General features: G+C 60.9%; 20 protein-coding genes and 1 pseudogene. 9 read left to right on the top strand and 12 right to left on the bottom strand.

Annotated features, from left to right (window positions below):
* Positions 1-9: 9 nt before the first annotated feature.
* Positions 10-732, bottom strand: coding sequence for a DUF1045 domain-containing protein (locus ABID12_RS17775; protein ID WP_354435465.1), 723 nt, complete (start codon positions 730-732; stop codon positions 10-12).
* An 86-nt stretch (positions 733-818) separates the two neighbouring features.
* On the bottom strand, positions 819-1967 hold the full coding sequence (locus ABID12_RS17770) for an NAD(P)/FAD-dependent oxidoreductase (RefSeq protein WP_354435464.1): 1149 nt from the start codon (positions 1965-1967) through the stop codon (positions 819-821).
* A gap of 43 nt (positions 1968-2010) precedes the next feature.
* Here ABID12_RS17770 and mnmC2 point away from each other — a divergent pair, with 43 nt between their 5' ends.
* Together mnmC2 and ABID12_RS17760 are read left to right on the top strand one after the other, a co-directional pair.
* Positions 2011-2748 (top strand): tRNA (5-methylaminomethyl-2-thiouridine)(34)-methyltransferase MnmC2, encoded by a 738-nt coding sequence (mnmC2, locus tag ABID12_RS17765; protein WP_354435463.1) that lies wholly within the window; start codon positions 2011-2013, stop codon positions 2746-2748.
* Between the two features lie 298 nt (positions 2749-3046).
* Positions 3047-4351 (top strand): annotated as a pseudogene (locus ABID12_RS17760) (DEAD/DEAH box helicase); the annotation flags it as partial.
* Positions 4352-4462: 111 nt separating this feature from the next.
* Here ABID12_RS17760 and ABID12_RS17755 read toward each other — a convergent pair.
* The gene (locus ABID12_RS17755; protein WP_354435461.1) at positions 4463-5641 is read right to left on the bottom strand and encodes a sialidase family protein; all 1179 of its coding nucleotides are present in this window, start codon (positions 5639-5641) and stop codon (positions 4463-4465) included.
* Between the two features lie 315 nt (positions 5642-5956).
* Here ABID12_RS17755 and ABID12_RS17750 point away from each other — a divergent pair, with 315 nt between their 5' ends.
* Genes ABID12_RS17750 through ABID12_RS17740 form a run of 3 tightly spaced genes read left to right on the top strand, consistent with a single transcriptional unit; the run spans position 5957 to position 9170 of the window.
* The gene (locus tag ABID12_RS17750; RefSeq protein WP_354435460.1) at positions 5957-7378 is read left to right on the top strand and encodes a circularly permuted type 2 ATP-grasp protein; all 1422 of its coding nucleotides are present in this window, start codon (positions 5957-5959) and stop codon (positions 7376-7378) included.
* Between the two features lie 2 nt (positions 7379-7380).
* Positions 7381-8319 carry an alpha-E domain-containing protein gene (locus ABID12_RS17745; RefSeq protein WP_106303189.1) on the top strand — a complete coding sequence of 313 codons (939 nt, stop codon included), beginning with the start codon at positions 7381-7383 and terminating at the stop codon, positions 8317-8319.
* Between the two features lie 32 nt (positions 8320-8351).
* Positions 8352-9170, top strand: a complete 819-nt coding sequence (locus ABID12_RS17740; protein ID WP_354435534.1) for a transglutaminase family protein — start codon at positions 8352-8354, stop codon at positions 9168-9170.
* A 465-nt stretch (positions 9171-9635) separates the two neighbouring features.
* Here the strand turns inward: ABID12_RS17740 and guaB are convergent, their stop codons facing one another.
* Both guaB and ABID12_RS17730 read right to left on the bottom strand, forming a co-directional pair.
* Entirely contained in the window at positions 9636-11138 is a 1503-nt protein-coding gene (gene guaB, locus ABID12_RS17735; protein ID WP_106302321.1) for an IMP dehydrogenase, read from the bottom strand.
* A gap of 184 nt (positions 11139-11322) precedes the next feature.
* Positions 11323-12318 carry an MBL fold metallo-hydrolase gene (locus tag ABID12_RS17730; RefSeq protein WP_354435459.1) on the bottom strand — a complete coding sequence of 332 codons (996 nt, stop codon included), beginning with the start codon at positions 12316-12318 and terminating at the stop codon, positions 11323-11325.
* A gap of 195 nt (positions 12319-12513) precedes the next feature.
* On the opposite strand from ABID12_RS17730, the gene ABID12_RS17725 reads away from it, so the two are divergent.
* On the top strand, positions 12514-13905 hold the full coding sequence (locus ABID12_RS17725) for a DHA2 family efflux MFS transporter permease subunit (RefSeq protein ID WP_354435458.1): 1392 nt from the start codon (positions 12514-12516) through the stop codon (positions 13903-13905).
* Between the two features lie 25 nt (positions 13906-13930).
* Here the strand turns inward: ABID12_RS17725 and ABID12_RS17720 are convergent, their stop codons facing one another.
* A complete protein-coding gene (locus ABID12_RS17720; protein WP_354435457.1) occupies positions 13931-15097 on the bottom strand; it encodes a dienelactone hydrolase family protein in 1167 nt (388 codons plus the stop codon).
* Positions 15094-16095 carry an alpha/beta hydrolase gene (locus tag ABID12_RS17715; protein ID WP_354435456.1) on the bottom strand — a complete coding sequence of 334 codons (1002 nt, stop codon included), beginning with the start codon at positions 16093-16095 and terminating at the stop codon, positions 15094-15096. Before ABID12_RS17715 ends, ABID12_RS17720 begins: the two co-directional genes overlap by 4 nt.
* 267 nt (positions 16096-16362) lie before the next feature.
* Here ABID12_RS17715 and glpD point away from each other — a divergent pair, with 267 nt between their 5' ends.
* Complete coding sequence (gene glpD, locus ABID12_RS17710; RefSeq protein ID WP_354435455.1) at positions 16363-17889, top strand: glycerol-3-phosphate dehydrogenase; 1527 nt, start codon at positions 16363-16365, stop codon at positions 17887-17889.
* A gap of 22 nt (positions 17890-17911) precedes the next feature.
* A complete protein-coding gene (gene glpK / locus ABID12_RS17705; protein ID WP_354435454.1) occupies positions 17912-19402 on the top strand; it encodes a glycerol kinase GlpK in 1491 nt (496 codons plus the stop codon).
* Here the strand turns inward: glpK and ABID12_RS17700 are convergent, their stop codons facing one another.
* From ABID12_RS17700 to ABID12_RS17680, 5 genes are all read right to left on the bottom strand, one after another.
* On the bottom strand, positions 19403-19897 hold the full coding sequence (locus ABID12_RS17700; RefSeq protein WP_354435453.1) for a GNAT family N-acetyltransferase: 495 nt from the start codon (positions 19895-19897) through the stop codon (positions 19403-19405).
* An 81-nt stretch (positions 19898-19978) separates the two neighbouring features.
* A complete protein-coding gene (locus tag ABID12_RS17695; RefSeq protein WP_354435452.1) occupies positions 19979-20488 on the bottom strand; it encodes a lysozyme inhibitor LprI family protein in 510 nt (169 codons plus the stop codon).
* Positions 20489-20564: 76 nt separating this feature from the next.
* Complete coding sequence (gene trhA, locus ABID12_RS17690) at positions 20565-21230, bottom strand: PAQR family membrane homeostasis protein TrhA (protein WP_354435451.1); 666 nt, start codon at positions 21228-21230, stop codon at positions 20565-20567.
* Positions 21231-21390: 160 nt separating this feature from the next.
* Positions 21391-21714 carry a TraR/DksA family transcriptional regulator gene (locus ABID12_RS17685; protein WP_354435450.1) on the bottom strand — a complete coding sequence of 108 codons (324 nt, stop codon included), beginning with the start codon at positions 21712-21714 and terminating at the stop codon, positions 21391-21393.
* 45 nt (positions 21715-21759) lie between these two features.
* Positions 21760-22170 carry a universal stress protein gene (locus tag ABID12_RS17680; protein WP_106302349.1) on the bottom strand — a complete coding sequence of 137 codons (411 nt, stop codon included), beginning with the start codon at positions 22168-22170 and terminating at the stop codon, positions 21760-21762.
* Positions 22171-22511: 341 nt separating this feature from the next.
* Between ABID12_RS17680 and ABID12_RS17675 the strand changes: the two genes are divergently transcribed.
* Positions 22512-23798: an NAD(P)/FAD-dependent oxidoreductase gene (locus ABID12_RS17675; protein WP_354435449.1), complete on the top strand. Its 1287-nt coding sequence runs from the start codon at positions 22512-22514 to the stop codon at positions 23796-23798.
* The last annotated feature ends 94 nt before the right edge of the window (positions 23799-23892 follow it).

Raw genomic sequence — 23892 nt, 5'->3', positions numbered from 1 at the left:
TCAGGACGATCAGGCAATCTTACGGGCAGGCAGCGCGCCCATGGGGTGAAGTGAGTGGACACAGAACGGCGCGCCGGGCTCTTCTTCAACAAAGAGCGCGATGTTTTCAAATTCCACCGGTTCCTGCAGGATCGGCCCGAAAAATTCCGAAACCGCACGCTCCATCCGCGCCATCTCGCGCGCATCAAGCGGGCCGGTCAGCGGTATGTGAAACGAAAACGCGGACATGACATCCGGCTGGCCCCAGCGGTGCAGATTGGTAAACTGCACCGGGGACAGCAGTCCGGTATCGCGCCGCTCCAGTTCCGCCTCGCTCAAGGGCGCGCGGAAGGGGTCGAGTTCGCAGACCACGGCGGCGGCCAGATCATCGAGTTCGGGCACGGCCACAGCCGGCGCGAAGGCCAGGATGCCGCCCCGCTGCACGACCTTCAGACGCGGCAGCCAGAACGGCTGCCAGCCTGTGGCAAAGCGCATCAGCGCATTGAGCAGCATCGCCTCGCTCATGCCGTCAGCGAGATAAAACGGCGATTTCAGCATGCCCTGAAACCCGTAGCGGCGCGGCAGGGCCGTATGAAAGGACGTTTCCGCCAGTGACAGTCCGCCAATCATCGGCGGTTCGATCGACGCGCCCGAAAACGCATTGCGGCCGACCCAGCTGGCCCCGACAATGCCGAGCGCTTCATGCGGCGCAGGCGTAAAACTGATGGCATATCGTTGCTGGTCTGATGACATTGCGGCACGCATAAGGGCGGATGAACATGCCTTGCAATACGCGACCGTGATGACACTGATACGACGAAACCACTGCCGTTACTGAATTATTTTGTCTTTCTATTGGCTCTCTGCAAGTAGATTCCCGGGTTATAAATGGCCGGCAATTCCTGCAGCGCCGGCGTGTTATCGCTGACAAGCGCAATGGCATGCGCGGCCAGCCGGCCGGCGATAGCGAAGCTCGTTTTGAACCCGCCGCCAAGCGCGACCACATCCGGCACGCCTTCAATCGCGCCGATCATCGGCTCACGATGGACGCCGCGTGGACGAAGCCCCGCCCAGCGCTCGATCACCGGTGCATCCTGGAGCGCTGGAATGGCCACACGCGCGGCGGCAATCAGCGTTTCCAGCCTGTCATCGGTGGCAAAGGCATCGTCGAATTCATCCTCGGACGTGGAGCCGACGGCGACCCTGCCGCCCTCATGGGCAATCACGTAAAGGCCGTTGTCGAACATGATGGGAAGCGCCGGATCGCAATCGGCCTGCAGCAACGCCGCCTGCCCCTTGACCGGGCGGCCGAGCGGTTGACCTTCCGGTGCCCACAGGGGCTGCAACAACGAGAAGGCCTCGACGCCGGCCGAAACGATGACCTTTCCGAAACCGACACCCTGTCCATCGGAAAGCCTGATGCGACGGGCCATCACATCAATGCCGGCAACGCTTGCCTGCATGATCCGCACATGGCGTGCAGAGCGGAGAAAGGCTGTCAGCGCGGCAACCACGCCACGCGGAAATACATGCGCGGCAAGGGTCTCGTGAACATAGGCGAGCGCGTTTTCGTCTTTTCCGGGCCAGCCCGGCAAGGGCGGCGTTTCGATCACGGTCCAGTCAAAACGACGCTCGCCGATCCGCCAGTTCTGCGCCGCCGCATCCTCGCGCAGACGCGCTGTCTTGACCTGCCGATCATTGTAAAGCGGCATGATCCGGCCTGCGCGGCGGTAGCCCGTGGCGATACCGGTTTCGGCTTCCAGCACACGGATCTGCTGTTCGAGCGCCACAAGCGCTTCGAACTGAAACTGTTTCTTTTCGTCCCATTGGTCCGGCATATAGGCCATCAGCGCGCCGAGAAGCCCGTTGCTGGTGCCGCCGCCGGGGGCCGCGCGGTCGATCAGAAGCGTATCGATTCCCGCTTTTTCGGCGTGATAGGCCGCCCACAGCCCCATGATCCCACCGCCGATGATCACAAGATCAGCCATCCCGGTTTGACGGGAGGTGTTATTCGCATTATCGCCATTCATCATGGGCGATGCGGACCACAAACACGAAGCGGATGCAAGCAAAACCGGCGCAGAGGCGCTTGTCTGGCACGAAAACGACATGCCGTTTTCGCCGGCCTTTCAGGATCATTTCTATTCAAAGGCAGACGGACGCGCCGAATGCGGCCATGTGTTCATCGCCGCCAACCGCCTGCCCGGGCGCTGGCAAGCGGGCGGCACCTTTTCGATTGGTGAGCTTGGCTTCGGGACGGGGCTCAATTTCTGCGAGACCTGGCGCCAGTGGAAGACGCTGCGCCGGCCGGACGCGCATCTGAGCTTTACCTCCTTCGAACGTTTTCCGATGCAGGCAGATGAGATTGCCCGCGCGCTGTCACGCTGGCCGGAGATTGCCGATGAGCGCGATGCGCTTGTTTCTTGCTGGCCCGATGCACCGCACGGCGCGATCACGATCGATGTTGACCAGCAGACACGATTGATCGTTCGCTGTGATGATGCACTGACGGCGCTCCGTTCAACGCGTGAGCAGTTCGACGCATGGTTTCTCGATGGCTTTGCTCCTTCGCGCAATCCGGAAATGTGGTCGACAGAACTGATGCAGGCCGTGTTCGACCATACTCGTCCGGACGGCACGTTCGGCACCTATACGGCAGCGGGCTTTGTGCGCCGGAACCTTCAGGCCGCAGGCTTTTCCGTCGCCCGACAGCCGGGTTTTGCGGGAAAACGGGAAATGCTTTGCGGATACAGGCCGCAAACGCCCTGATTTAGGGCAAAACCAACTTGCGGCTTGACTTTTGCAAGCCCGAGCCTCATGTAGCGCTCAGGCTTTCCACCTGTTCGCATGCCGCGTGAGCATGCCCGCCACTGAAGAACCCGAGCGGTTCCGGCAAGGTCAGGTCAAGCGCTTGATGAAAGACCGGGCTCCCACCCGGCGCGCGGAAGGCATTTTCCACCCATAAGTTCCCACTTCACGCGGGGTTCTTGAAACCGAAAACACCGGCTTGGACCGTGATGGTCTGGCTCAGGTGGCATTTCGGTATGCCTTGAAAGGCGCATTTGATTTGACAGATTTTTCCGCACTCGGCCTCTCCGCCCAGATCGTTTCCCGCATTGGCGCGGAAGGCTATGAAAAGCCGACCCCGATCCAGGAAAAGGCGATCCCGCTGGTGCTTGAAGGTCGTGACGTGATGGGCCTTGCCCAGACCGGCACCGGCAAGACGGCGGCCTTTGGCCTTCCGATCATCGACATGCTGCTGCAAAACGGCAAAAAGCCCGATCCGAAGACCGTGAAGACCCTGATCCTGGCTCCGACCCGCGAGTTGGTGAACCAGATTGCCGAGAACCTGCGCATCTTCGCGCGCAAGACGCCGCTGAAGGTCAACATCGTCGTCGGTGGTGCATCCATCAACCGCCAGCAGCATCAGCTTTCCAGCGGCACCGACATTCTGGTTGCCACTCCGGGCCGTCTGCTCGACCTTCTGGATCGCCGCGCGCTCAGGCTCGACGCGGTCCGCTTTCTGGTGCTCGACGAGGCCGACCAGATGCTCGACCTCGGCTTTATCCACGACCTGAAGAAGATCGCCGCCCTGGTGCCCGACCAGCGCCAGACCATGCTGTTTTCGGCGACCATGCCGAAATCGATCGCCGATCTTTCCCGGAGCTTCCTCTCCAACCCGGAACGGGTCGAGGTTTCGCCGCCCGGCAAGACGGCCGACAAGATTGACCAGGCTGTCCACTTCGTCGCCGGCAAGGCCGAAAAGGTGGAGCTCCTGCGTCAGGAGCTGACCAGCCATCCGGAAGGCCGCGCGATCGTTTTCCTGCGTACCAAGCACGGCGCGGAAAAGCTGATGAAGCATCTCGACAGCCGCGGTTTTGCCACGGCCTCGATCCACGGCAACAAGAGCCAGGGCCAGCGCGAGCGCGCACTGAAGGCGTTCAAGGACGGCTCGATCAACGTGCTGGTTGCAACGGATGTCGCCGCACGCGGCATCGACGTTCCCGGCGTCACCCATGTCTACAATTACGACCTGCCGGAAGTGGCGGATGCCTATGTCCACCGTATCGGCCGCACAGCGCGTGCCGGCAATGACGGCAAGGCCATCGCCTTCTGCACGCCGGAAGAATCGGGCCTCCTGCGCGATATCCAGCGGCTGACCGGCATCGACATTGCCGTTGCCTCCGGCGAACCCCATGCCCACGCCGACCGCCCTGCCCGCGGGCGCGGCGGCCGTGGCCGCGGCAATCCGTCCGGCAAGCCCGCCCGTCGTGCACGCCCCTCCGGCAATAATGGCGGCCAGCGCCATGCCGGTGACGCCCGCGATGGCGCCCACCGCAACGGCCCGGCAAAATCACGCCCGCGCCGCCAGCGCAACCGCCAGAACGACCGTCGCCAGAGCGCCTGATTTTCAGGACAAGACAGAATATGAAAGCCCCGCCGAAAGACCGGCGGGGCTTTTTTGTTTGATCCCGATGCGCGCCTATTCGCCGTTGCGGGAAATGGCGGAAAGCGGAACGCAGGTGATGTCGACGTCTTCCTTGTTAGTGGCGTAGCTGACGCAGAGCCGGTCGTTCCACACAAGGCTCTTGGTGTAGTGATAGCCCGGACGTTTGGCCCGCCCCTCGCCGCGCTGTTCCTGCATGTCGCCGGTTGAGCGCAGCAAAAAGGCCGCATCAAAATGCGCGCCGTCCTTCGAGGTGACGACGGCAAGCGGGAAACGGCCCTTATGCCCTGTCGGGCTTCCGGCCATATAGGCGGTTCCGTCGGGCAGGTTGCCGGCTGCCTGTTTGGTGCGGGCATCGGGCATTTCCGTTTCCACCGGTTTGGTCCAGGTTTTGCCTGCATCCGTGCTTTCGGCAGCAAGCTTCAGGAACGATCCGCCCTGATCGCGAAACACCATCACCGCGGTACCGTCGGCGCGTTCATACCAGCTCGGCTCCAGCTCCCGGGTAATGTCGCCCTCATGCGGCAGGTTTTCCATTTCGCCGACATGCCAGCCGGAAATGCCCAGCGGGTCGTCCGTATAGATCGGCTTGCCGGTGAGGCCCGGCTGCATATGGGCGGCGTTGATGATGCGGCCGGACGAATGGGCGTGCGGGGCCTGTTCGAAAATGCCCATGAGCGGCGAACCGTCGGCCATCAGCACCGGCCGCGCCTTGCTCCAGGTCTCGCCGTCCTTGCTGGTCCTGTATTCAACGTGACCGCCGCGCGGGCTGACCGTATCCGGCCAGGTGTTCAAAAACGCCACCAGCGTTTCGCCATCCGTCAGCCAGCCGCCATTGCTGTGGTATCCCCCGTTCCACGGCGCCGTCAGCGCCACCGGCTTGCTCCAGCTCTTGCCGTCCTCGCTGACGGCATAGACCACCACGGTCTCGGTCGCGTCCTCATCCTTCTTCGAACTCTGCCACTGGGCGTAGAGCTTGCCCTTGAATGCGGTGAGCACGATGCCGTTGACGAATTGCCAGTCGTCGGCGCCCGGCGCAAAAACCGTAACGGTTTCAACGCCCGGCGGCGTCTCAAGACCGAGCGTATCCTCATTGGCAGCGTCGATCAGGCCGGGTTCGACCGTGAAGGGTGCATCCGCCGCAATGGCGGAAACAGAAGCGGACGTCAGAAACAGCGCCGCAATGGCCGTGACGATACGGGTTCGTGATTTCATGTTTTCCTCCCATGACAAAATGGAAGGCGAGAATAACATTCCGCAGGATTGATTCAATCACTTATCATACAAGATATCCCATCAGCATTACGATCACCTTGCACCGCGGCGGCAACCCGCCCGAACTTGCAGCCTTCAGGCGCTTTGCATACCCGAAAATGCTTTTGCCCATTTATTCAGCGCCTCGTGATGGGAACTGCCCGATTTTCAGCGCGTTAATTTAATAATGCCACGCGAATAGCAACATCTGCAGGAAGGCACGGTCCTTGCATTGCTGATGATGTTGTATTGATATGCGAGAATAACAATCGGGGGATGAACGCTTTGCCATTCGATGAAATGATGACCGCGGACAACCAGCCGCGCGAGCCTTACAAAGACTATCATGACTGGTACAGCCAGCAGAATCCGGCATCCCTGATCGCGAAATCGCGCGACGCCGAGAACATCTTCCGCAAGACCGGCATCACCTTCGCCGTCTACGGCCATGCCGACAGTTCGGAAAAACTTATCCCCTTCGACATCGTCCCGCGCATCATCGCCGGCAAGGAATGGCGCAGGCTTGCAGCCGGGATCGAGCAGCGCGTGATCGCGCTCAATGCCTTTCTGCGAGACATCTACCACAAGCAGGAAATCATCAAGGCCGGGCGGGTGCCGCGCCGCCTGATCGAGGAAAACGATGCCTTCCTGCCGCAGATGATCGGTTTCGAGCCGCCCGGCGGCGTCTATACCCACATCGTCGGCACCGATATCGTGCGCACCGGCGAAGACCAGTTCTATGTGCTGGAGGATAATGCCCGCACGCCCTCCGGCGTGTCCTACATGCTGGAAAACCGGGAAACCATGATGCAGATGTTTCCCGAACTGTTTTACAAGAACCGCGTGCGCCGGGTGGAAGACTATCCGCAGCTTCTGCGTCAGAGCCTTGCAACGCTGGCGCCGCCCGGCTTTTCCGGCACAAGGCCCCGCGTCGGCGTGCTGACGCCGGGCATCTACAATTCCGCCTATTACGAACATTCTTTTCTGGCCGACATGATGGGCGTGGAGCTGGTCGAAGGCCAGGACCTGCGGGTGATCGACGGCAAGGTGAAGATGCGTACCACGCGCGGCTATGAGGCGATCGACGTGATCTACCGCCGCGTCGACGACGATTTCCTCGACCCGCTGACCTTCCGTCCGGATTCAGCCCTTGGCGTTCCCGGCATCATGGATGTCTATCGCGCAGGGCACGTTACTATCGCCAATGCGCCGGGCACAGGCATTGCCGACGACAAGGCGATCTATTCCTACATGCCGGAGATCGTCCAGTTCTACACCGGCCAGAAACCGCTTCTGGAAAACGTGCCGACATGGCGCTGTTCGGAGCCGGAGAGCCTGGCTTATGTGCTCGACAATATTGCCGATCTGGTGGTCAAGGAAGTCCACGGCTCGGGCGGCTACGGCATGCTGGTCGGCCCGGCGGCCAGCAAGAAGGAGCTGGAGGATTTCACCGCCAAGCTCCGCGCCCGGCCGGCCAATTATATCGCCCAGCCCACGCTTTCGCTCTCCACCGTGCCGATCCTCGTCAAGAAAGGCATCGCGCCGCGCCATGTCGACCTTCGTCCCTATGTTCTGGTCTCCGACCGCGTGCGGATCATGCCCGGCGGGTTGACCCGCGTGGCGCTGAAGGAAGGCTCGCTGGTGGTCAATTCCAGCCAGGGCGGCGGAACCAAGGACACCTGGGTGCTGGAGGACTGATGATGCTTGGAAAAACCGCAAACGGCCTCTACTGGATGTTCCGCTATATCGAGCGCGCCGAAAACATCGCCCGTCTCATCGATGCCGGCCAGCGCGTGGCGCTGACGCGCTCCAGCGGCGCCGACGACTGGGACGGCGTGCTGCAAAGCGCGGGCGTGCAGGAAGCCTATTTCGAGGTGCACGACAAGCTGACGGCCGACAACGCCATCGACTTTCTGCTGCGCGACCGCCGCAACCCGTCAAGCGTGATGTCCTGTCTGGAATCCGGCCGCAACAATGCCCGGCTGGTGCGCACCGCACTGACGCGCGAAACCTGGGAAGCGACCAATGAATGCTGGATCGAGGCGCGCGGCATGCTCGCTGCCAAGCTGAAGCCGTCCGACCTGCCCAAGGTCATCGACGTCATCAAGCACCGCACGGCGCTGATCCGCGGGACGTTTCACGGCTCGATGCTCCGCAACGAGATCTACAATTTCGCCCATATCGGCACGTTCATCGAGCGCGCGGACAATACCAGCCGCATTCTCGACGTGAAATATTACGTGCTGCTGCCCTCGGTGCACCATGTCGGCACCTCGCTCGACAATCTGCAATGGGAATCGATCCTGCGCTCGGTGTCGGCCCACCGGGCTTACGGCTGGGTGCATAATGGCGAATACCGGCCAAGCCAGATTGCCGAATTCCTGATCCTCGACGTGCAACTTCCGCGCTCGCTCGCCTATTCCTACGAGAAGATCGTGCTCAATCTCGATTATCTGGCGGCCGATTACGGCGAACGGCTGGAGGCGCATGAAACCGCCCATGCCATCCGCAACATTCTGCGCAGCCAGAAAATCAAGACGATCATGGATAACGGCCTGCATCAGTTCCTGGAGGACTTCGTCAGCCGCAACAATAAGCTCAGCCAGCAAATCAGCGAGGGGTATCGCTTCTACGCATGATGCGGAAAAGCGTGAAGAGGAACAAAAACGCGATGCTTTTGAACATCAACCATGTGACTGAATACAGTTACGAAACGCCGGTTCAGTTCTCGCTGCAGCGGCTCAGGCTGACGCCGGTCGACAGTGCCGGCCAGAAAATCCGTGACTGGACCGTCTCCATCGAAGGCGCCAAGAGCGAAGTCTCCTATATCGACCAGTACGAAAACCATGTCCGCCTCGTCTCCGTCGAAGGCGAGCACCCGGCCGTGCGGCTGATCGCCGCCGGCACCGTGGAAACCCGCGATACCGACGGCATTTTCGGCCCGGCCTCCCCGGACATTCCGCTCTGGCTGTTCCTGCGCCAGACGCCGTTGACCACTGCCGACAAGGCCATCGAGACCCTGGTCGGCACACTGGAGGGCGATTCCGATCTTGCGAAACTCCACAACCTGATGGAGCGGCTGCACAAGACCATGGCCTTCAAGCCCGGCGTCACCAGCGTGGCGACAACGGCCGGCGAAGCGCTGGAAGCAAAATCCGGCGTCTGTCAGGATTACGCCCACATCGTGATTGCTGCAGCGCGCAAGATGAAGGTGCCGGCCCGCTACGTCTCCGGCTATCTCTACATGCCCGACACGGAAAACCAGACGGCAAGCCATGCCTGGGCGGAATGTTATCTGGAAGGTCTCGGCTGGGTCGGCTTCGACGCCGCCAACAAGGTCTGCCCGGACGAGCGCTATGTCCGCGTCGCCTGCGGCCTCGACTACACCGACGCCGCCCCCGTTTCCGGCATGACCATCGGCGGCGGCAAGGAAAGCCTCGCGGTAAAGCTCAAGGTGGCCGGCCAGAGCCAGTCACAGAGCCAGAGCTGATTGGTAGCTGCCCACATCCAGGATACGCTACGGTCAGCCCCAAGGATGGCGCAGCGTAGGGCGAGAGGCTGGAGAGAATGGCGCAGGCATGGCTGAAAGCGCCAGCCGGGAACTCGGCCTCCGGGCACGCGCAATCCCCTCAACACGTGTCATCCTCAGGCTTGACCCGAGGATCTAACCACCGCTCCACGCGAGTGGCTTTGGCGACATCTGGAAAGACATTGCGAGGGACTTCACAACAACCGAAAACGCCTGTCGTGGGGCACGGTGCGTAGATTCTCGGGTCAAGCCCGAGAATGACGCCGAATAGGAGGAGAGGCAGAAGGAGGCGGAGAGGCTGGGAGACGGAGAGGCCGAGAGGCGGAGCGGCTGGAGCGAGCGGTGCAGAAATGCCCGGAAATGCCTGCCGGAGAAACCGGGCGGCTTGCGAGGTGCCGCCCGGTGAATAATCGCTGACGTTGCCGCTTACACGCTGCCCGGATAGTTCGGGCTTTCGCGGGTGATCGTTACGTCGTGGGCATGGCTTTCGCGCAGACCTGCATTGGAAATCTGCACGAAGGTCGCCTTTTCCTGATAGTCGACGATGTTCTTGCCGCCAACATAGCCCATGGCCGCGCGCAGGCCGCCCTGAAGCTGATGCAGAACGCCGCCGGTCGGGCCCTTGTAGGGCACCTGGCCTTCGATGCCCTCGGGCACGAGCTTCAGCGTGTCGCGCACTTCCGCCTGGAAATAGCGGTCCGCCGAGCCGCGCGCCATGGCGCCGACCGAACCCATGCCGCGATAGGCCTTGAACGAGCGGCCCTGATAGAGGAAGACCTCGCCCGGGCTTTCGTCGGTACCGGCCAGAAGCGAGCCGATCATGACGGCGGACGCGCCGGCGGCAATCGCCTTGGCCACATCGCCGGAAAACTTGATGCCGCCATCGGCGATCACCGGAATACCGGCATCGCGCGCGGCCTCGGCAGCGGCCATGACGGCGGCAAGCTGCGGCACGCCGACGCCGGCGACAATGCGCGTGGTGCAGATCGAACCCGGTCCGATACCGACCTTGACCGCATCCGCACCGGCATCGATCAGTGCCTTCGTGCCATCGGTGGTGGCGACATTGCCGGCCATGATCCGCACCGAGTTCGACAGCGTCTTCACCCGGCCGACCGCATCCAGAACCTTCTGCGAATGGCCGTGGGCGGTATCGATCACGATCATGTCGACACCGGCATCGACCAGCATTTCGGCGCGCTGGAAACCGTCATCGCCGACCGAGATGGCGGCGGCGGCGCGAAGGCGGCCCTGCGCATCCTTCGCGGCGTTCGGGTTGAGCTGCGATTTCTCGATATCCTTGACGGTGATGAGGCCGACGCAATGGCCGCGATTGTCCACGACCAGAAGCTTTTCGATCCGGTGGTGATGCAGAAGCCGCTTGGCTTCCTGCTGATCGACCGTTTCACGCACGGTGATCAGATTTTCCCGGGTCATCAGTTCGTAGATGCGCTGTTCGGGATTGGAGGCAAAGCGGACATCGCGGTTGGTCAGGATACCGACGAGGCGTCCCGATGTATTGTCGTCGCTGGTGCCCTGCTCGACCACCGGAATGCCGGAAATATGATGCGCCTTCATCAGCGCCAGCGCTTCGGCCAGCGTCGCATCGGGTCCGATGGTGACCGGATTGACCACCATGCCGCTTTCGAACTTCTTGACCTGGCGAACCTGTTCGGCCTGCTCATGCGGGGTCAGATTGCGGTGGATAACGCCGATACCGCCGGCCTGCGCCATGGCAATTGCAAGCCGGGCTTCGGTCACCGTATCCATTGCGGAAGACAGGATGGGCAGGTTGAGATCGATATCGCGGGCAATCGTGGTCGAGACGTCGACCTGCCCCGGCATCACCTCTGAATGTCCCGGCTGCAGCAGCACATCATCGAAGGTGAGTGCCTGCATTCCGGTAGCGGCCTGAATAATCTGAGCCATGGCCAATTTCCTTTTTCAAATACGAAATGGCCGGGCGGTTTGTCCCGTCCGGTCCCTTGCAGATAAGTCTGGAAGTTGGCGAGTGCTCGTAACACGAAGATGACGTGTTGAAAATACCCAATCCGAAATGTTGTTTCCGGATCGGGCAGGATTGTGAAGGCGACGCGTGGGCGCCGCCGCTTTGCTACAGTTTGAACTGGTAGGTCTTCGGCATGAATCTGTAGCCTTCACCGGTCTTTTCGACATAGCCGACAGCGGGAAACGGCATGTGATAGCCAAGGAAGGGGATGCGTTCGGCGGCCACCATGTCGAACACCTTCTTTCGGGTTTCGGCAGCCATCTCCTTGTCCATGTCGAAGCGCACATGCCAGTCGGGGCGCTGCAGCGACAGCACGTACTGATTCGCCGTATCGGCTGCCAGCAGCAGTCTGCGATCACCCGATTCGAGCATGAAGATCAGATGGCCGGGCGTATGGCCGAATGCTTCCATCGCGGTAATGCCGGGCACGATTTCGTCGCCGCCGCCAATGAAGGTCGCCTGATCGGCAAGCGGCACGACCATCTTCTTCACCGTTTCGTGGCCGCCTTCGGCCGGCGTGCCCATGCGCGCATCATCGCTCCAGAAGGCATATTCCTTCTCGCCGAAGACATAGCGGGCGTTGGGAAAGGCCGGGCCGTCCTCTTCCATCAGCCCCAGAATATGGTCGCCATGCATGTGGGTGATGACGACGATATCGATATCCTCCGGCTGGTAGCCGTTGGCAATCAGTCCGTCGCGCAGCCGGCCCGCACCCCAGGAACGGCCCGCCGGCCCCATGCCGGTGTCAAACAGCACGGTCTCGCTGCCGGTGTCGACAAGAACGGGAGCAAAACCGTTGACCATCTGGTCCGGCGGCAGGAAGTTTTCCTCCAGCAGCGCGGCAACGGTTTCCGGGTCCTGCCCGGTTCCGAAAGTATCGCCCGGATTGTCCATCACCCGGCTGCCGTCTTCGACGACGAGAAGCTTGAAGTCGCCGAGGTTGAAACTGTCGCTTGCAGGCGGATCGGCCACCTGCATGCTGTCGCTTTCCATGTCCTGCGCATGCGTGCGCGTCGCGCCCGCCACGAAAGGCGTGGCAATGGCGGCCAGGCCCGCGCCGGCCATCAGGCTGCGACGGTGAATGCCTTTATCGGTGGTCATCGGTCGTCCTCCTTGAAATCAAACATACACCGAAAATCTTGGGGTCAATGAGCAGGTTTCAAGCCGGACGGCTGTATTTGGTCCATGCAAGGCGTCACATTTGCGTGAGCCAAAGATCGGTTTTGGCCATTGGCATTTGCGTCCCTGAAGGCTAAGACACTTGCTCTTGTCACATTATTTTGCAGTCGCCACCCGATGAATCCTGTCGTTCCGCTGATCATGGCCGTCGCGCTCTTCATGGAGCAGATGGATTCCACCGTCATCTCAACTGCCCTTCCCGCAATCGCCGCCGATCTGGGCGTCGGGCCGATCACGCTGAAACTGGCGCTGACGACCTACATGGTGGCGCTGGCGATCTTCATTCCGGTTTCCGGCTGGATGGCCGACCGTTTTGGCGCCAAACGGATATTCAGGCTCGCAATCATCGTGTTTTTGCTGGGATCGGTCTGCTGCGCGTTTTCCGGCAACCTTCTCGAATTCGTGCTCTCGCGCTTCCTGCAGGGCATGGGCGGCGCGATGATGACGCCGGTCGGCCGGCTCGTCATCCTGCGCACAACGGATCGTTCGGAATTGGTGCGTGCCATGGCGCTGCTCACCATCCCCGCGCTGGTGGGGCCGATGGCCGGGCCGCCGCTGGGCGGTTTCATCACCACCTATTTCTCGTGGCACTGGATTTTTCTGATCAATGTGCCCATCGGCATTGTCGGCCTCATCATGACGGGCATATTCCTACCGGTTATCGAAGATCAACCACCTTCAAATCTTGACTGGAAGGGCTTTTTTCTGGTGGCGCTGGCCGCCTCCGGGCTCGTTTTCGGGCTTTCCGTCATTTCGCTTCCGGCGCTGCCGCCCGCAACGGGGTTCATCACCACCGGCATCGGCGTTCTGGCGGCCATCTGGTATGTGCGTCACGCCCGGCGCAAGGAACGGCCGCTCCTCAACCTTTCGCTGTTTCAAAATGACTGTTTCCGGACAGCCATCGCGTCCTCGACCTTCTTCCGCATGGCGACCGGCGCATTTCCGTTTCTCATGCCGCTGATGTTACAGATCGGCTTCGGCCTCAACCCATTCGAATCCGGCATGATCACCTTTGTCGGCGCCATCGGCGCTCTGGCAACGAAATTCATTGCGCCGCGCGTCTTCACAGCTTTCGGCTTCCGTACGGTTCTGCTGAGCGCTGCTCTGGGTGCAGCCTTGCTCACCATTTCCTTCATCTGGTTCGAAGCAACGACGCCGCATCTCGTCATCATCGGAATTCTGTTCGTGACCGGACTTTGCCGCTCGTTCTTCTTCACCGGCGTCAACGCGCTCGGCTATTCCGATATCGACAACCGGCAGGCGAGCCAGGCGACCGCCATGACCTCGATGTTCCAGCAAGTAAGCCTTGCTCTGGGCGTTGCCTTTGCCGCCGTCATCCTTGAAATCACAGGCTATTTTACCGGCGGATCGCTGACCGTGGCGCACTTCCACGTCGCTTTCTTCGTGGTCTCGATCATTTCCTTTATCGCCATCATCCCTCTTCTCCGCCTTGACCGTGAAGCCGGCGCTGCGGTTTCCGGCCACAGAAACAGGCAGCCGGCTGAATGAAACAGCCGGCGCAGCGTCGTTTCCTTTATTTCAGCTGTCCGTCAAGCCAGTCGAATGCCGCTTTCTGGCGGTCTTCGGTGAAGATATGCCCGCCCTCGAAAAACTCCGTCTTCAGCATGTCGTCAGCATTATAGGCATCCCAGACGGTGTGCATCTTTGCATAGGCATGCTCGACAGACGCTTTGGGGAAGAGAGGATCATCCACCCCTTCCATAAAATAGAGCGCCTTGGGAGCAGCAAGTGAGGCAACATCGGGATAGTCCATCACTCTGGCAAGTCCCGGATGGCTCATATACCATGCGGATTGCCCCTTGAGCTGGTTGTTGCCCGGCACCATCAGCCCGTCATAGGTGGCCATCCAGCAATCGGCGACCGTGGCCTTGACCACCGGAGACAGAGCGGCGACCTGCCAGGCGCGGAATGCCCCCATCGAAAACCCGACGACGCCAACACGCTCGGGATCGACCTCGGGCAGACTGGCGACAAATTCCGATGCCCGCACGTCCTCCTGTGCCATAATGCCGGCAAGTGACGAACCGAGATTCACGAGGTTGGAGGCCAGCGCCTGCTGCGCCTCGTAACCGTTTCCGGCGCGGTCTCCCCAGCCGAGCGCATCGGTAGCCACAACCACATAGCCACGTTTGGCAAGCTCTTCTCCGGGAAACAGGCCGGAGAAATATTTTTCAGACCATTGTGTGGTCGACTTCAGTCGCGCCGCGTCATACCAGGGACGAATCCACTTTTCCTTGCCGATGTCGAAACGCGCGCCGTGGTCGTGCAGCATCAAGACACCGGGGAAAGGCCCCTCTCCTTCCGGAACAAGAACAATAGCGGCAACCCGGCTTTCATCTGTAATATTGAAGGCAACCCGCATCGCCGTAAACGCGCCGCGGTCGATCTGGTCGATGACCTCCGGCTTGAATGCCACCGTATCCTCCGACGGCAGCATCAGTGCCTCCGCAGCAGGCAGCACCCGTTCGCGCCAGGCCGCCGGGTCACCGCCGTCATAGGCCAACGGATAGGTCATTTTCGCCTTCAACTCGGAAAAGAAGGTCGGCATATTGCCGTCCGTGATCGGGTGTGTTTCGAAAAAACTGCCCGATTTGGGTTCCAGCGGAGACTGGGTGGACTGTGCGTAACCGGTCGAAGCCATGGCGATACCTATTATTGCGGTCAGGGTGAGACGTCTCATTCGGTATCCTCCACGATAAAATGGTTATAGCGCATCCAGTCGCCAAGAAGCGCCGGCCAGCCGGCCACCGGCATGCCCTGATCCGCAGCCTTCCTGATGCCGAAACCGTGACGGCCATCGCTGAAGACATGCAACTCGGCAGGCACACCGGCCTGATGCAGGGCAAGATAGAAGTCGATGGCATTCTGGCTCGGAACAGAGGGATCATTGTCGGCAAGGACCATGAATGTCTGTGGCGTTTGCGCCGTGACATGCCGCTCCGGCGAATAAAGCGCCTCGTCTTCGGCGGTTGGTTCCTTGCCCAGCAGCGCCTCGCGCGAACCGGCATGGGCGTAAGGGTCCTCCATGGTTACGACCGGATAGACGAGAACGGTGAAATCCGGCCGAGCGGAAAGACTGTCGGCTGCATCGACAGGTGCATAGGCTTCACGGTCGTAAGCTGTTGCAACCGAAGCCGCCAGATGACCGGCGGCCGAAAATCCGAGAATGCCGATACGGTCCGGCTCAAGACCCCATTCCTCGGCATGGGCGCGCACCAGACGCACCGCGCGCTGACCGTCGGCCAGCGTCACATCAGGGCCGGCCTCATGGCCTTCACCGGGCAGACGATAGGCCAGCAGAAATGTCGTGACCCCCTCGTTTGCGAGGACTTTGCCAATCTCGATGCCTTCCTTGTCAAGCACGACACGGCGATAGGAACCGCCGGGCGCGACAATCAGCGAAGTGCCGTTGGGATGCTCGGGCAGGATAACGGTGAGCGATGGATCTGCAATGCCCATCAAAGCCCTGTCGGCGCGAAACAGGTCCTTGCTGCGCTCGACAATATAGGGTTCCAGCGTATCCGGCGTCCCGGCCGGGCGGCCATTCCAGAGTGAAATGACCTGTTCATTCACCAGCGGCTCCTGAGCAGACGCGCCACCGCCCCCGAACGCCAGCATGGATGCCGCAAAAACAGGAACGGCCACACGCAGTGCGCGGGCCCGAAAATCGATTGTCATGTAGAACCTCCCAAATGGACCATTGTTGCCACAACAGCCGCATCTAACATACTAGCCGATTTGAAATGAAGATCAACTGAGTTTGATGAATTGAGCTGAAAAATCATGCTATTAACAGAATACATATTTCACTCGGGTGGTGGAGGAGACCGCCACCTTCGCAGACAGAGCATGCGCGCTTAAAAACGAATAAAAACGAACATAAAATTTGACAAAACGAATTTTTTACGTTTATTCGTGGCAGATCCATCAGCAAGGAACAAAGGCATGCCCTGCGCAACTCCGAACGAGCCCATCGACATTTTCGTCATCGGTGGCGGCGTCAATGGTGTCGGTATCGCCCGGGATGCCGCCGGTCGCGGTCTTTCCGTCGCTCTTGCCGAGATGAACGACCTGGCCTCGGCAACCTCCTCCGCCTCGACAAAGCTGTTCCACGGCGGCCTGCGCTATCTCGAATATTACGAATTCCGGCTGGTGCGCGAGGCGCTGATCGAGCGCGAAGTGCTGCTGAAGGCCATGCCGCATATCTCCTGGCCGATGCGCTTTGTGCTGCCGCATCACAAGGGCCTGCGCCCGTGGTGGCTGCTGCGGCTCGGGCTGTTTCTCTACGACCATCTCGGCGGGCGAAAAATCCTGCCGGCAACCCGCAGCGTTGATCTTGCGAAGGATTCCGCCGGAAAACCGCTCAAAAGCGAATATCGGCGCGCATTCGAATATTCGGATTGCTGGGTGCAGGATGCCCGTCTCGTCAGCCTGATGGCGCGCGATGCGAGCGAACGCGGCGCCAAGGTGATGGTGCGCACGAAAGTCGTCCACGCCGCGCAGATCGACATGTCCGGCACGACGCTGTGGAAAATTGATCTCGAAGATGAAAACGGTCCGCTGCCGCCGGTTTATGCCCGCGCGCTCGTCAATGCCGGCGGTCCCTGGGTTGCCGATATCATTTCCGGCGCGCTCGGTATCAACACCGCCGAAAAGGTCCGGCTGGTGCGCGGCAGCCATATCGTCACGAAAAAACTCTACGATCATGATCGCTGCTATTTCTTTCAGGGCAGTGATGGACGGATCATCTTTTCCATCCCCTATGAGCAGGATTTCACCCTGATCGGCACCACCGACAAGGACCACGAAGGGCCCGCATCCGCCGCGCAATGCACCGATGAAGAAGCGGATTATCTCTGCCGTTTCGCCTCGGAATATTTCGAAAAGCCGGTCACGCGCGCGGATATCGTCTGGACCTATTCCGGCGTGCGGCCGCTTTACGATGACGGCGCCTCCTCAGCGACGGCGGCCACCCGCGATTATGTGCTATCGCTGCGTGAGGACGGCGCCCCGCTGCTCAGCGTTTTCGGCGGCAAGATCACCACGCACCGCAAGCTTGCCGAAGCGGCTATCCACAAATTGTCCCCTCATTTTCCACAGGCCGGCGGCGACTGGACGGCAGGCTCTACGCTGCCGGGCGGCGATTTTGCGGTGAGCGAGATGACAAAACTGCCGGCACGGCTTCAAACCGACTATCCCTTTCTGGAAAAAGCGCAAACATTGCGCATGATCCGCACCTATGGCACCGATTGCTGGACGATTCTCGGCGACGCCGCCTCACCGGCAGATCTCGGCCGGCATTTCGGCGCCGGGCTTTACGAGGCCGAAGTGCGCTGGCTTGTGGATAGGGAATTTGCCCGCCGGGCCGATGATATCGTGTTCCGTCGCACCAAGTTCGGTCTGCGCATGAGCGGTGAAGAGATTGCGGCGCTGGATGTGTGGCTTGCGGATCACCTGACGGTCGCGCCATAAAAAGGATCGGGGAGGAAACGGCATGAAGCATATTCTGGCCATCGACCAGGGCACCACATCGAGCCGCGCAATCGTGTTTGACGCGAACATGCGGCTGGTCGCCTCCGCGCAGGAGGAGTTCCGGCAGCACTATCCGGCCTCCGGCCTTGTCGAACACGCGCCCGCCGACATCTGGTCGACGGTTGCCGCCACCTGCCGCGAGGCAATCGAGCGCGCCGATATCCATGCCGCCGATGTCGCCGCAATCGGCATTGCCAACCAGCGCGAAACCGCGCTGATCTGGGACCGGACGACCGGCCGGCCGATCCACCGCGCAATCGTCTGGCAGGACCGCCGCACCGCCGATACCTGCGCCAGGTTGCGCGCGGAAGGCCACGAGGCCTTCATCACCTCCGCCACCGGCCTCATTCTCGATCCCTATTTCTCGGCCACCAAGATCGCCTGGATGCTCGACAATGTGGAGGGTGCGCGGGCACTGGCCGAAAAGGGGCGGCTCGCCTTCGGCACGGTCGACACCTATCTCATCTGGCGGCTGACCGATGGCAAATCCCATGTCACCGACGCCACCAATGCCGCGCGCACCATGCTCTACAACATCCGCGAAGGAAAATGGGACGAGGATATCTGCGCGCTCTTGAATATCCCGATGTCGCTGCTGCCGGAGGTGAAGGACTGCGCCGCCGATTTCGGCATGACCCGCCATGATCTCTTCGGCCGCGAAATCCCGATCTTCGGCGTTGCCGGCGACCAGCAGGCGGCCACCGTCGGCCAGGCCTGTTTCGAACCCGGCATGATCAAATCGACCTACGGCACGGGGTGCTTTGCGCTTTTGAACACCGGCGACAAGTTTGTGAAAAGCGAAAGCCGGATGCTGTCAACCATCGCCTATCAGCTCGATGGCAAGCCGACCTATGCGCTGGAAGGCTCGATCTTCATCGCCGGCGCTGTGGTGCAATGGCTGCGCGACGGGCTGAAGGTGATCCGCCATGCCCGCGAAACCGATGCGCTGGCGAACGCCGCCGACCGGGAACAGACGCTTTACATGGTGCCCGCCTTCACCGGTCTCGGCGCGCCCTATTGGGATGCCGAATGCCGCGGCGCGGTCTATGGCCTCACCCGCAATTCGGGCCCGGCGGAGTTTGCCCGAGCCGCGCTCCAGAGCGTCGGCTACCAGACCCGCGACCTGCTGGAAGCGATGCACGACGACTGGGGCAGTCACGATTCGGCAAATATTCTGAGGGTCGACGGCGGCATGAGCGCCAATGACTGGACCATGCAGTTTCTCGCCGACATTCTTGGCGTGCCTGTCGACCGTCCGCAGGTTGTCGAAACGACAGCGCTGGGCGCGGCCTGGCTTGCCGGCAGCCGCGCCGGGCTTTACCCCGACCTTACCGAATTCGCCGCCTCGTGGGCCGTCGACCGCCAGTTCAAGCCGGCCATGGAAGAAGCAACCCGCGAAAAGCTCTACAAGGGCTGGAAGAATGCGGTGCAGCGAACGCTGGGGCCGATCTGATCAATCGGCGAAGCGATACTGCATCGTGACCAGATCAAGCCAGCGGCCGAATTTGGTGCCGACTTCCGGGTAGCGGCCAACGTGGAAAAAGCCGAGGCGTTCATGCAGCGCAATCGAGGCCGTATTGTCGCCCTCGATGGCCGCTATCATGGCATGCATGCCGGCCTGGCGCGCGTGGGTAAGCAGCGCTTCCATCAGCGCGCGGCCTGCACCGCCGCCACGGCGATCCTTGTGCACATAGACCGAATGCTCGACCGTATGGCGGTAACCGTCAAACGGGCGCCAGTCGCCATAGCTGGCATAGCCGATAACCGCCCCCTCGCGCTCCGCCACCAGAACCGGAAAACCGCGCGCATTGCGGGCTGCAAGCCAGGCCTTGCGGTTTTCAAGATCGACGAGGATCTCGTTCCAGATCGCCGTGGAGTGCAGAACGGCATCATTGTAAATTTCGAGGACGACCGGAAGGTCGGCCTCTTTCGCATCGCGTATCAGCATGGTGTTCCCGTCCATTCCGGAGCATCTGTGTCCTCCCTTTAGAACGACACCCAGGGCCCGTCCATGATGAAACGACGTGCTTCAATAGGTCGGCCAGGAATTTTCCAGATAGATCGCCTGATCGGCCGTCATCCGCATCAGGCAGCCGGCATAGACCGGTCCGGCAATGGTGCCGCCCTGATACTGGTTGGCCTCGTATTCGCAGGTTGCGTCCCGGAAGGTGATCCAGACCCGCTGCATGTCACGCAGGCTTTCGGCAGCCTCGCCATTGGCGCGCGGATCGTCGGCGGCTTCGGCATCGGCCGCCTTGGCACGCGCCAGAAGCTTGCGATAGGTCCGGTTCAGCCAGCTATCCCAGAATTTCGTCTCAAGCGCCGAGCATTCCTGCAGCCCGATCGTGGTGGATCCATAATCCGAGGCGTTCTGGCAGGCTTGAGCAGAGACACCGGCACAGGCTCTCATGTCGGCCTCGGTTTCGGCAAGGTCGACGCATTTGGCCACCAGATCGTCCGAATAAACCACCTCATCTTCAGCCAGTGCAGGGGAAGCCGCCAGCACCGCCGCCACCGTCAAAGCCTTTGCAATCCGCATATTCCTCTCCCAGATGTTTTTTGCTTGTCTTCCTGAAAACCTTAGGGGCCGCCCCGGTTCCGCGACCGTGCCAGCCTCAGCCCGTCAGGCTGAAACAGGTCAACACCGCAGCATAATGCACGGCGGCGGCCGTCACGACAAATCCATGCCAGATGGCATTCTGGAAACGCAGTTTTTCCCAGACATGAAACAGCACGCCGGCGGAATAGATCACACCGCCGATGACGATGAGAATGCTGGTGGCAAGCGGCAGCAGCGGAAACAGCGGCCAGGCGACGACAATGCCGCTCCAGCCCATGGCAAGATAAAGCAGGATGGCAAGCCGGTCATAGCGGCCGGGCCACAACACCTTGAGCGCAATACCAAGCGCGGCGATCAGCCACACGCCGATGAGCAGCCCAAAAATCATCGGCTCGTCAATGCCGCGCTGCAGGAACGGCGTATAGGTCGCGGCAATGAGAATGAAGATCGAACTGTGGTCGAGCCGCTTCCAGATCGCCTTGCTGCGCCCGGCTTTCGGCGGCCAGAGATTATAGGAAAACGAAATCGAAAGCGTCAGCACCAGCCCGGCCGAATAGATGACGGCAGCGGTAACCTGCGCCGCGCTGGTCCACACGGCGGCGTAAAAGATCAGCACCGTCGCGCCAATCAGCGCGAAGACGACGCCAACACCGTGGACAATGCCATCGGCGACGAGTTCATAAAGATCATACGGGCTGCCGCGGCGTGCGAATTGCTTCATAAGAGACCTGGCTCAGACGTGCTGGCATGAACATGACGGACGAATGTGACGGGGCCCGGGCGGGCCCGATGCTTTCCGATTCTAGCGCCAAAACACATCCGGCGAAAGGGTGCAGTGCACTGCGCCCTTTCGCCGGCAATCAAAACAGGCAGTGCCTGCCCTACCCCAGACTGGCCGCACAATCCTTGCAGAAAGGCGTATAGGGCACAGCTTCAAGCCTTTCGGCGGCGATCTCGCCGCCGCATTTCACGCAGACGCCGAAGGTGCCGTCGGTGATGCGCTGCAATGCAGCATCGATCGCCTTGAGTTCATCCGAGCCGACATGGCCGAATTCCTCCAGAACCTCATCATTTTCGGCTTCGGCAGCCTGCTCCTGGCTGTCGGGATTGCGCGTCCGGCCAAGATCGGTATCGATCTTCTGCAGTCGCGTCAGTATCTCGGTCTTGCGGGCTTCGAGCAGAGCCTTGTAGTGCATCGCGTCCATGACTTCCTCCCTTGATACTGTTCCCGCAACCGGCGTTCGACGCCTTCAGCGGCGGACGAGAACGGAGCAGGCCGCATGTCGAACCACGCGGTCGGCTGTGGACCCGATCAGATAGTTGGAGAGATCGGGGCGGTGCGAGGCCACCAGAATGAGATCGGCCTGATGCGCCTTTGCGCTGGCCAGGATTTCGCGGGCCGGCGGGCCGGTGCGCAGTTCGATCTCGGCATCCACCTTGGCCCGGGACCTGAGTTCCTGCAGCTTGTCACGCGCATCGTTGACGGCATTGTCCATCAGATCCACCGGCACATCAATTGCCAGATAGGAGGGGATTTCCTCGACCACATGCAGCAGCACGATGCTGCCTTCCGGATCAACCAGCTCGCTGGCCTTGGTGAGAATATCGAGCCCCTTGTCGAGCACCGAAATGTCAACCGGAACGATAATTTTCTTGAACATTGCTTTCTCCTTTCCCGAACCGTGTCCCTCCCGACAAGGACATTTTGCTTCTCGGCACATCTGTGACGGCCCGGGGCCTACTGGCCTGTTGCCCCGACATTCGCGCCACAGGTTGTCCTGCGCATTGATCAAGGTCAATTTTGAAATTGACCTTTGTTAAGCGCAAGACCCGAAATCACCCTTTCAGCCGCCTTTATGGCAGATAAAATATACGATATTGCGTATCTTCAAAATAATACATATTTATATTGCATCGTACACTGCCTGGGAGCGGCAGTGCCGACAGGACCGGAGGCGGTCATCGATGTGACTGCCCGGCCCTGTCTAGAAGGGAGGAAGACATGGCACATATCGTGATACTGGGCGCAGGCCTCGGCGGCACCATCGCCGCTTATGAACTGCGCGAGAAACTCGGCCGGGAACACACGGTCACCGTGGTCAACAAGGGGTCCGTCTATTCATTTGTCCCCTCGAACCCGTGGGTGGCGGTGGGCTGGCGCACGCAGGAAGAGGTTCAGGTCGACCTGGCGCCGGTGTTTGCCAAGCGCAACATCACGCTTCGGCCCGAAGGCGCTGAAAGGCTGCACCCGGCGGAAAACCGGATTGAACTGACCGACGGCAGTTCGGTCGATTATGATTATCTGGTGATCGCCACCGGGCCGGAACTGGCCTTTGACGAGATCGAGGGGTTCGGGCCGGAGACGGGGTTTTCGCAGTCCATCTGCGAAACCGGGCATGCGGCAGAGGCGAAATCCGCGTTCGATGCCCTGATTGAAAATCCCGGCCCCGTGGTCGTCGGTGCGGTTCAGGGGGCCTCATGTTTCGGACCGGCCTATGAATTCGCCTTCATCCTCGACAAGGCCCTGCGCGATGCAAAGGTGCGCGACCGGGTGCCGATGACATTCGTCACGCCGGAACCCTATATCGGCCATCTCGGCCTCGACGGCGTCGGCGACACCAAGGGGCTGATGGAAAGCGAGCTGCGCGAACGCCACATCAAGTGGATCACCAATGCCCGCGTCGATCACATGACCGCGGAAAGCGTGGTTGCAGAAGAGATTGGCGCAGACGGCGCGGTGAAGGAACGCCACGAACTGCCGGCAAAATTCAGAATGATGCTGCCGGCCTTCCGCGGTGTCCCGGCCATTCGCGGCATTGAAGGGCTCACCAATCCGCGCGGCTTCGTCATCATCGACGAGCATCAGCAGAACCCGGCCTTTGAAAACATCTTCGCCATCGGCGTCTGCGTCGCGATTGCCCCGACGGGCAAGACGGCGGTGCCCGTCGGCGTGCCGAAAACCGGTTTCATGATCGAATCCATGGCCACCGCGACGGTCGGCAATATCGCGCGGCTGATCGCCGGAGAACAGCCCAATGTTCAGGCCACATGGAACGCCGTCTGCCTGGCCGATTTCGGCGATGGAGGAGTCGCTTTCGTGGCGCAGCCGCAAATTCCGCCGCGCAATGTCAACTGGGCCTCGGAAGGGCGCTGGGTGCACGCCGCCAAGGTGGGCTTTGAAAAATATTTCCTGCGCAAGGTGAAGACCGGCATCAGCGAACCCTTCTACGAGAAACTCGCATTGCAGGCGCTGAAGATCGACAAGCTGAAGGCCGTGACCTTCGACTGATACCAAGAGTCAATGATTAGGACCCATCTGACCGGAGCGATTTTGAAAGCCGGCTAGGCGAAAACCGCAGTCGTAGCCATAGCTACGGCGAGGA

Source organism: Martelella mangrovi, from assembly GCF_040545495.1.
Taxonomy (GTDB): domain Bacteria; phylum Pseudomonadota; class Alphaproteobacteria; order Rhizobiales; family Rhizobiaceae; genus Martelella; species Martelella mangrovi.
This window is presented reverse-complemented; position numbering and strand designations above follow the sequence as displayed.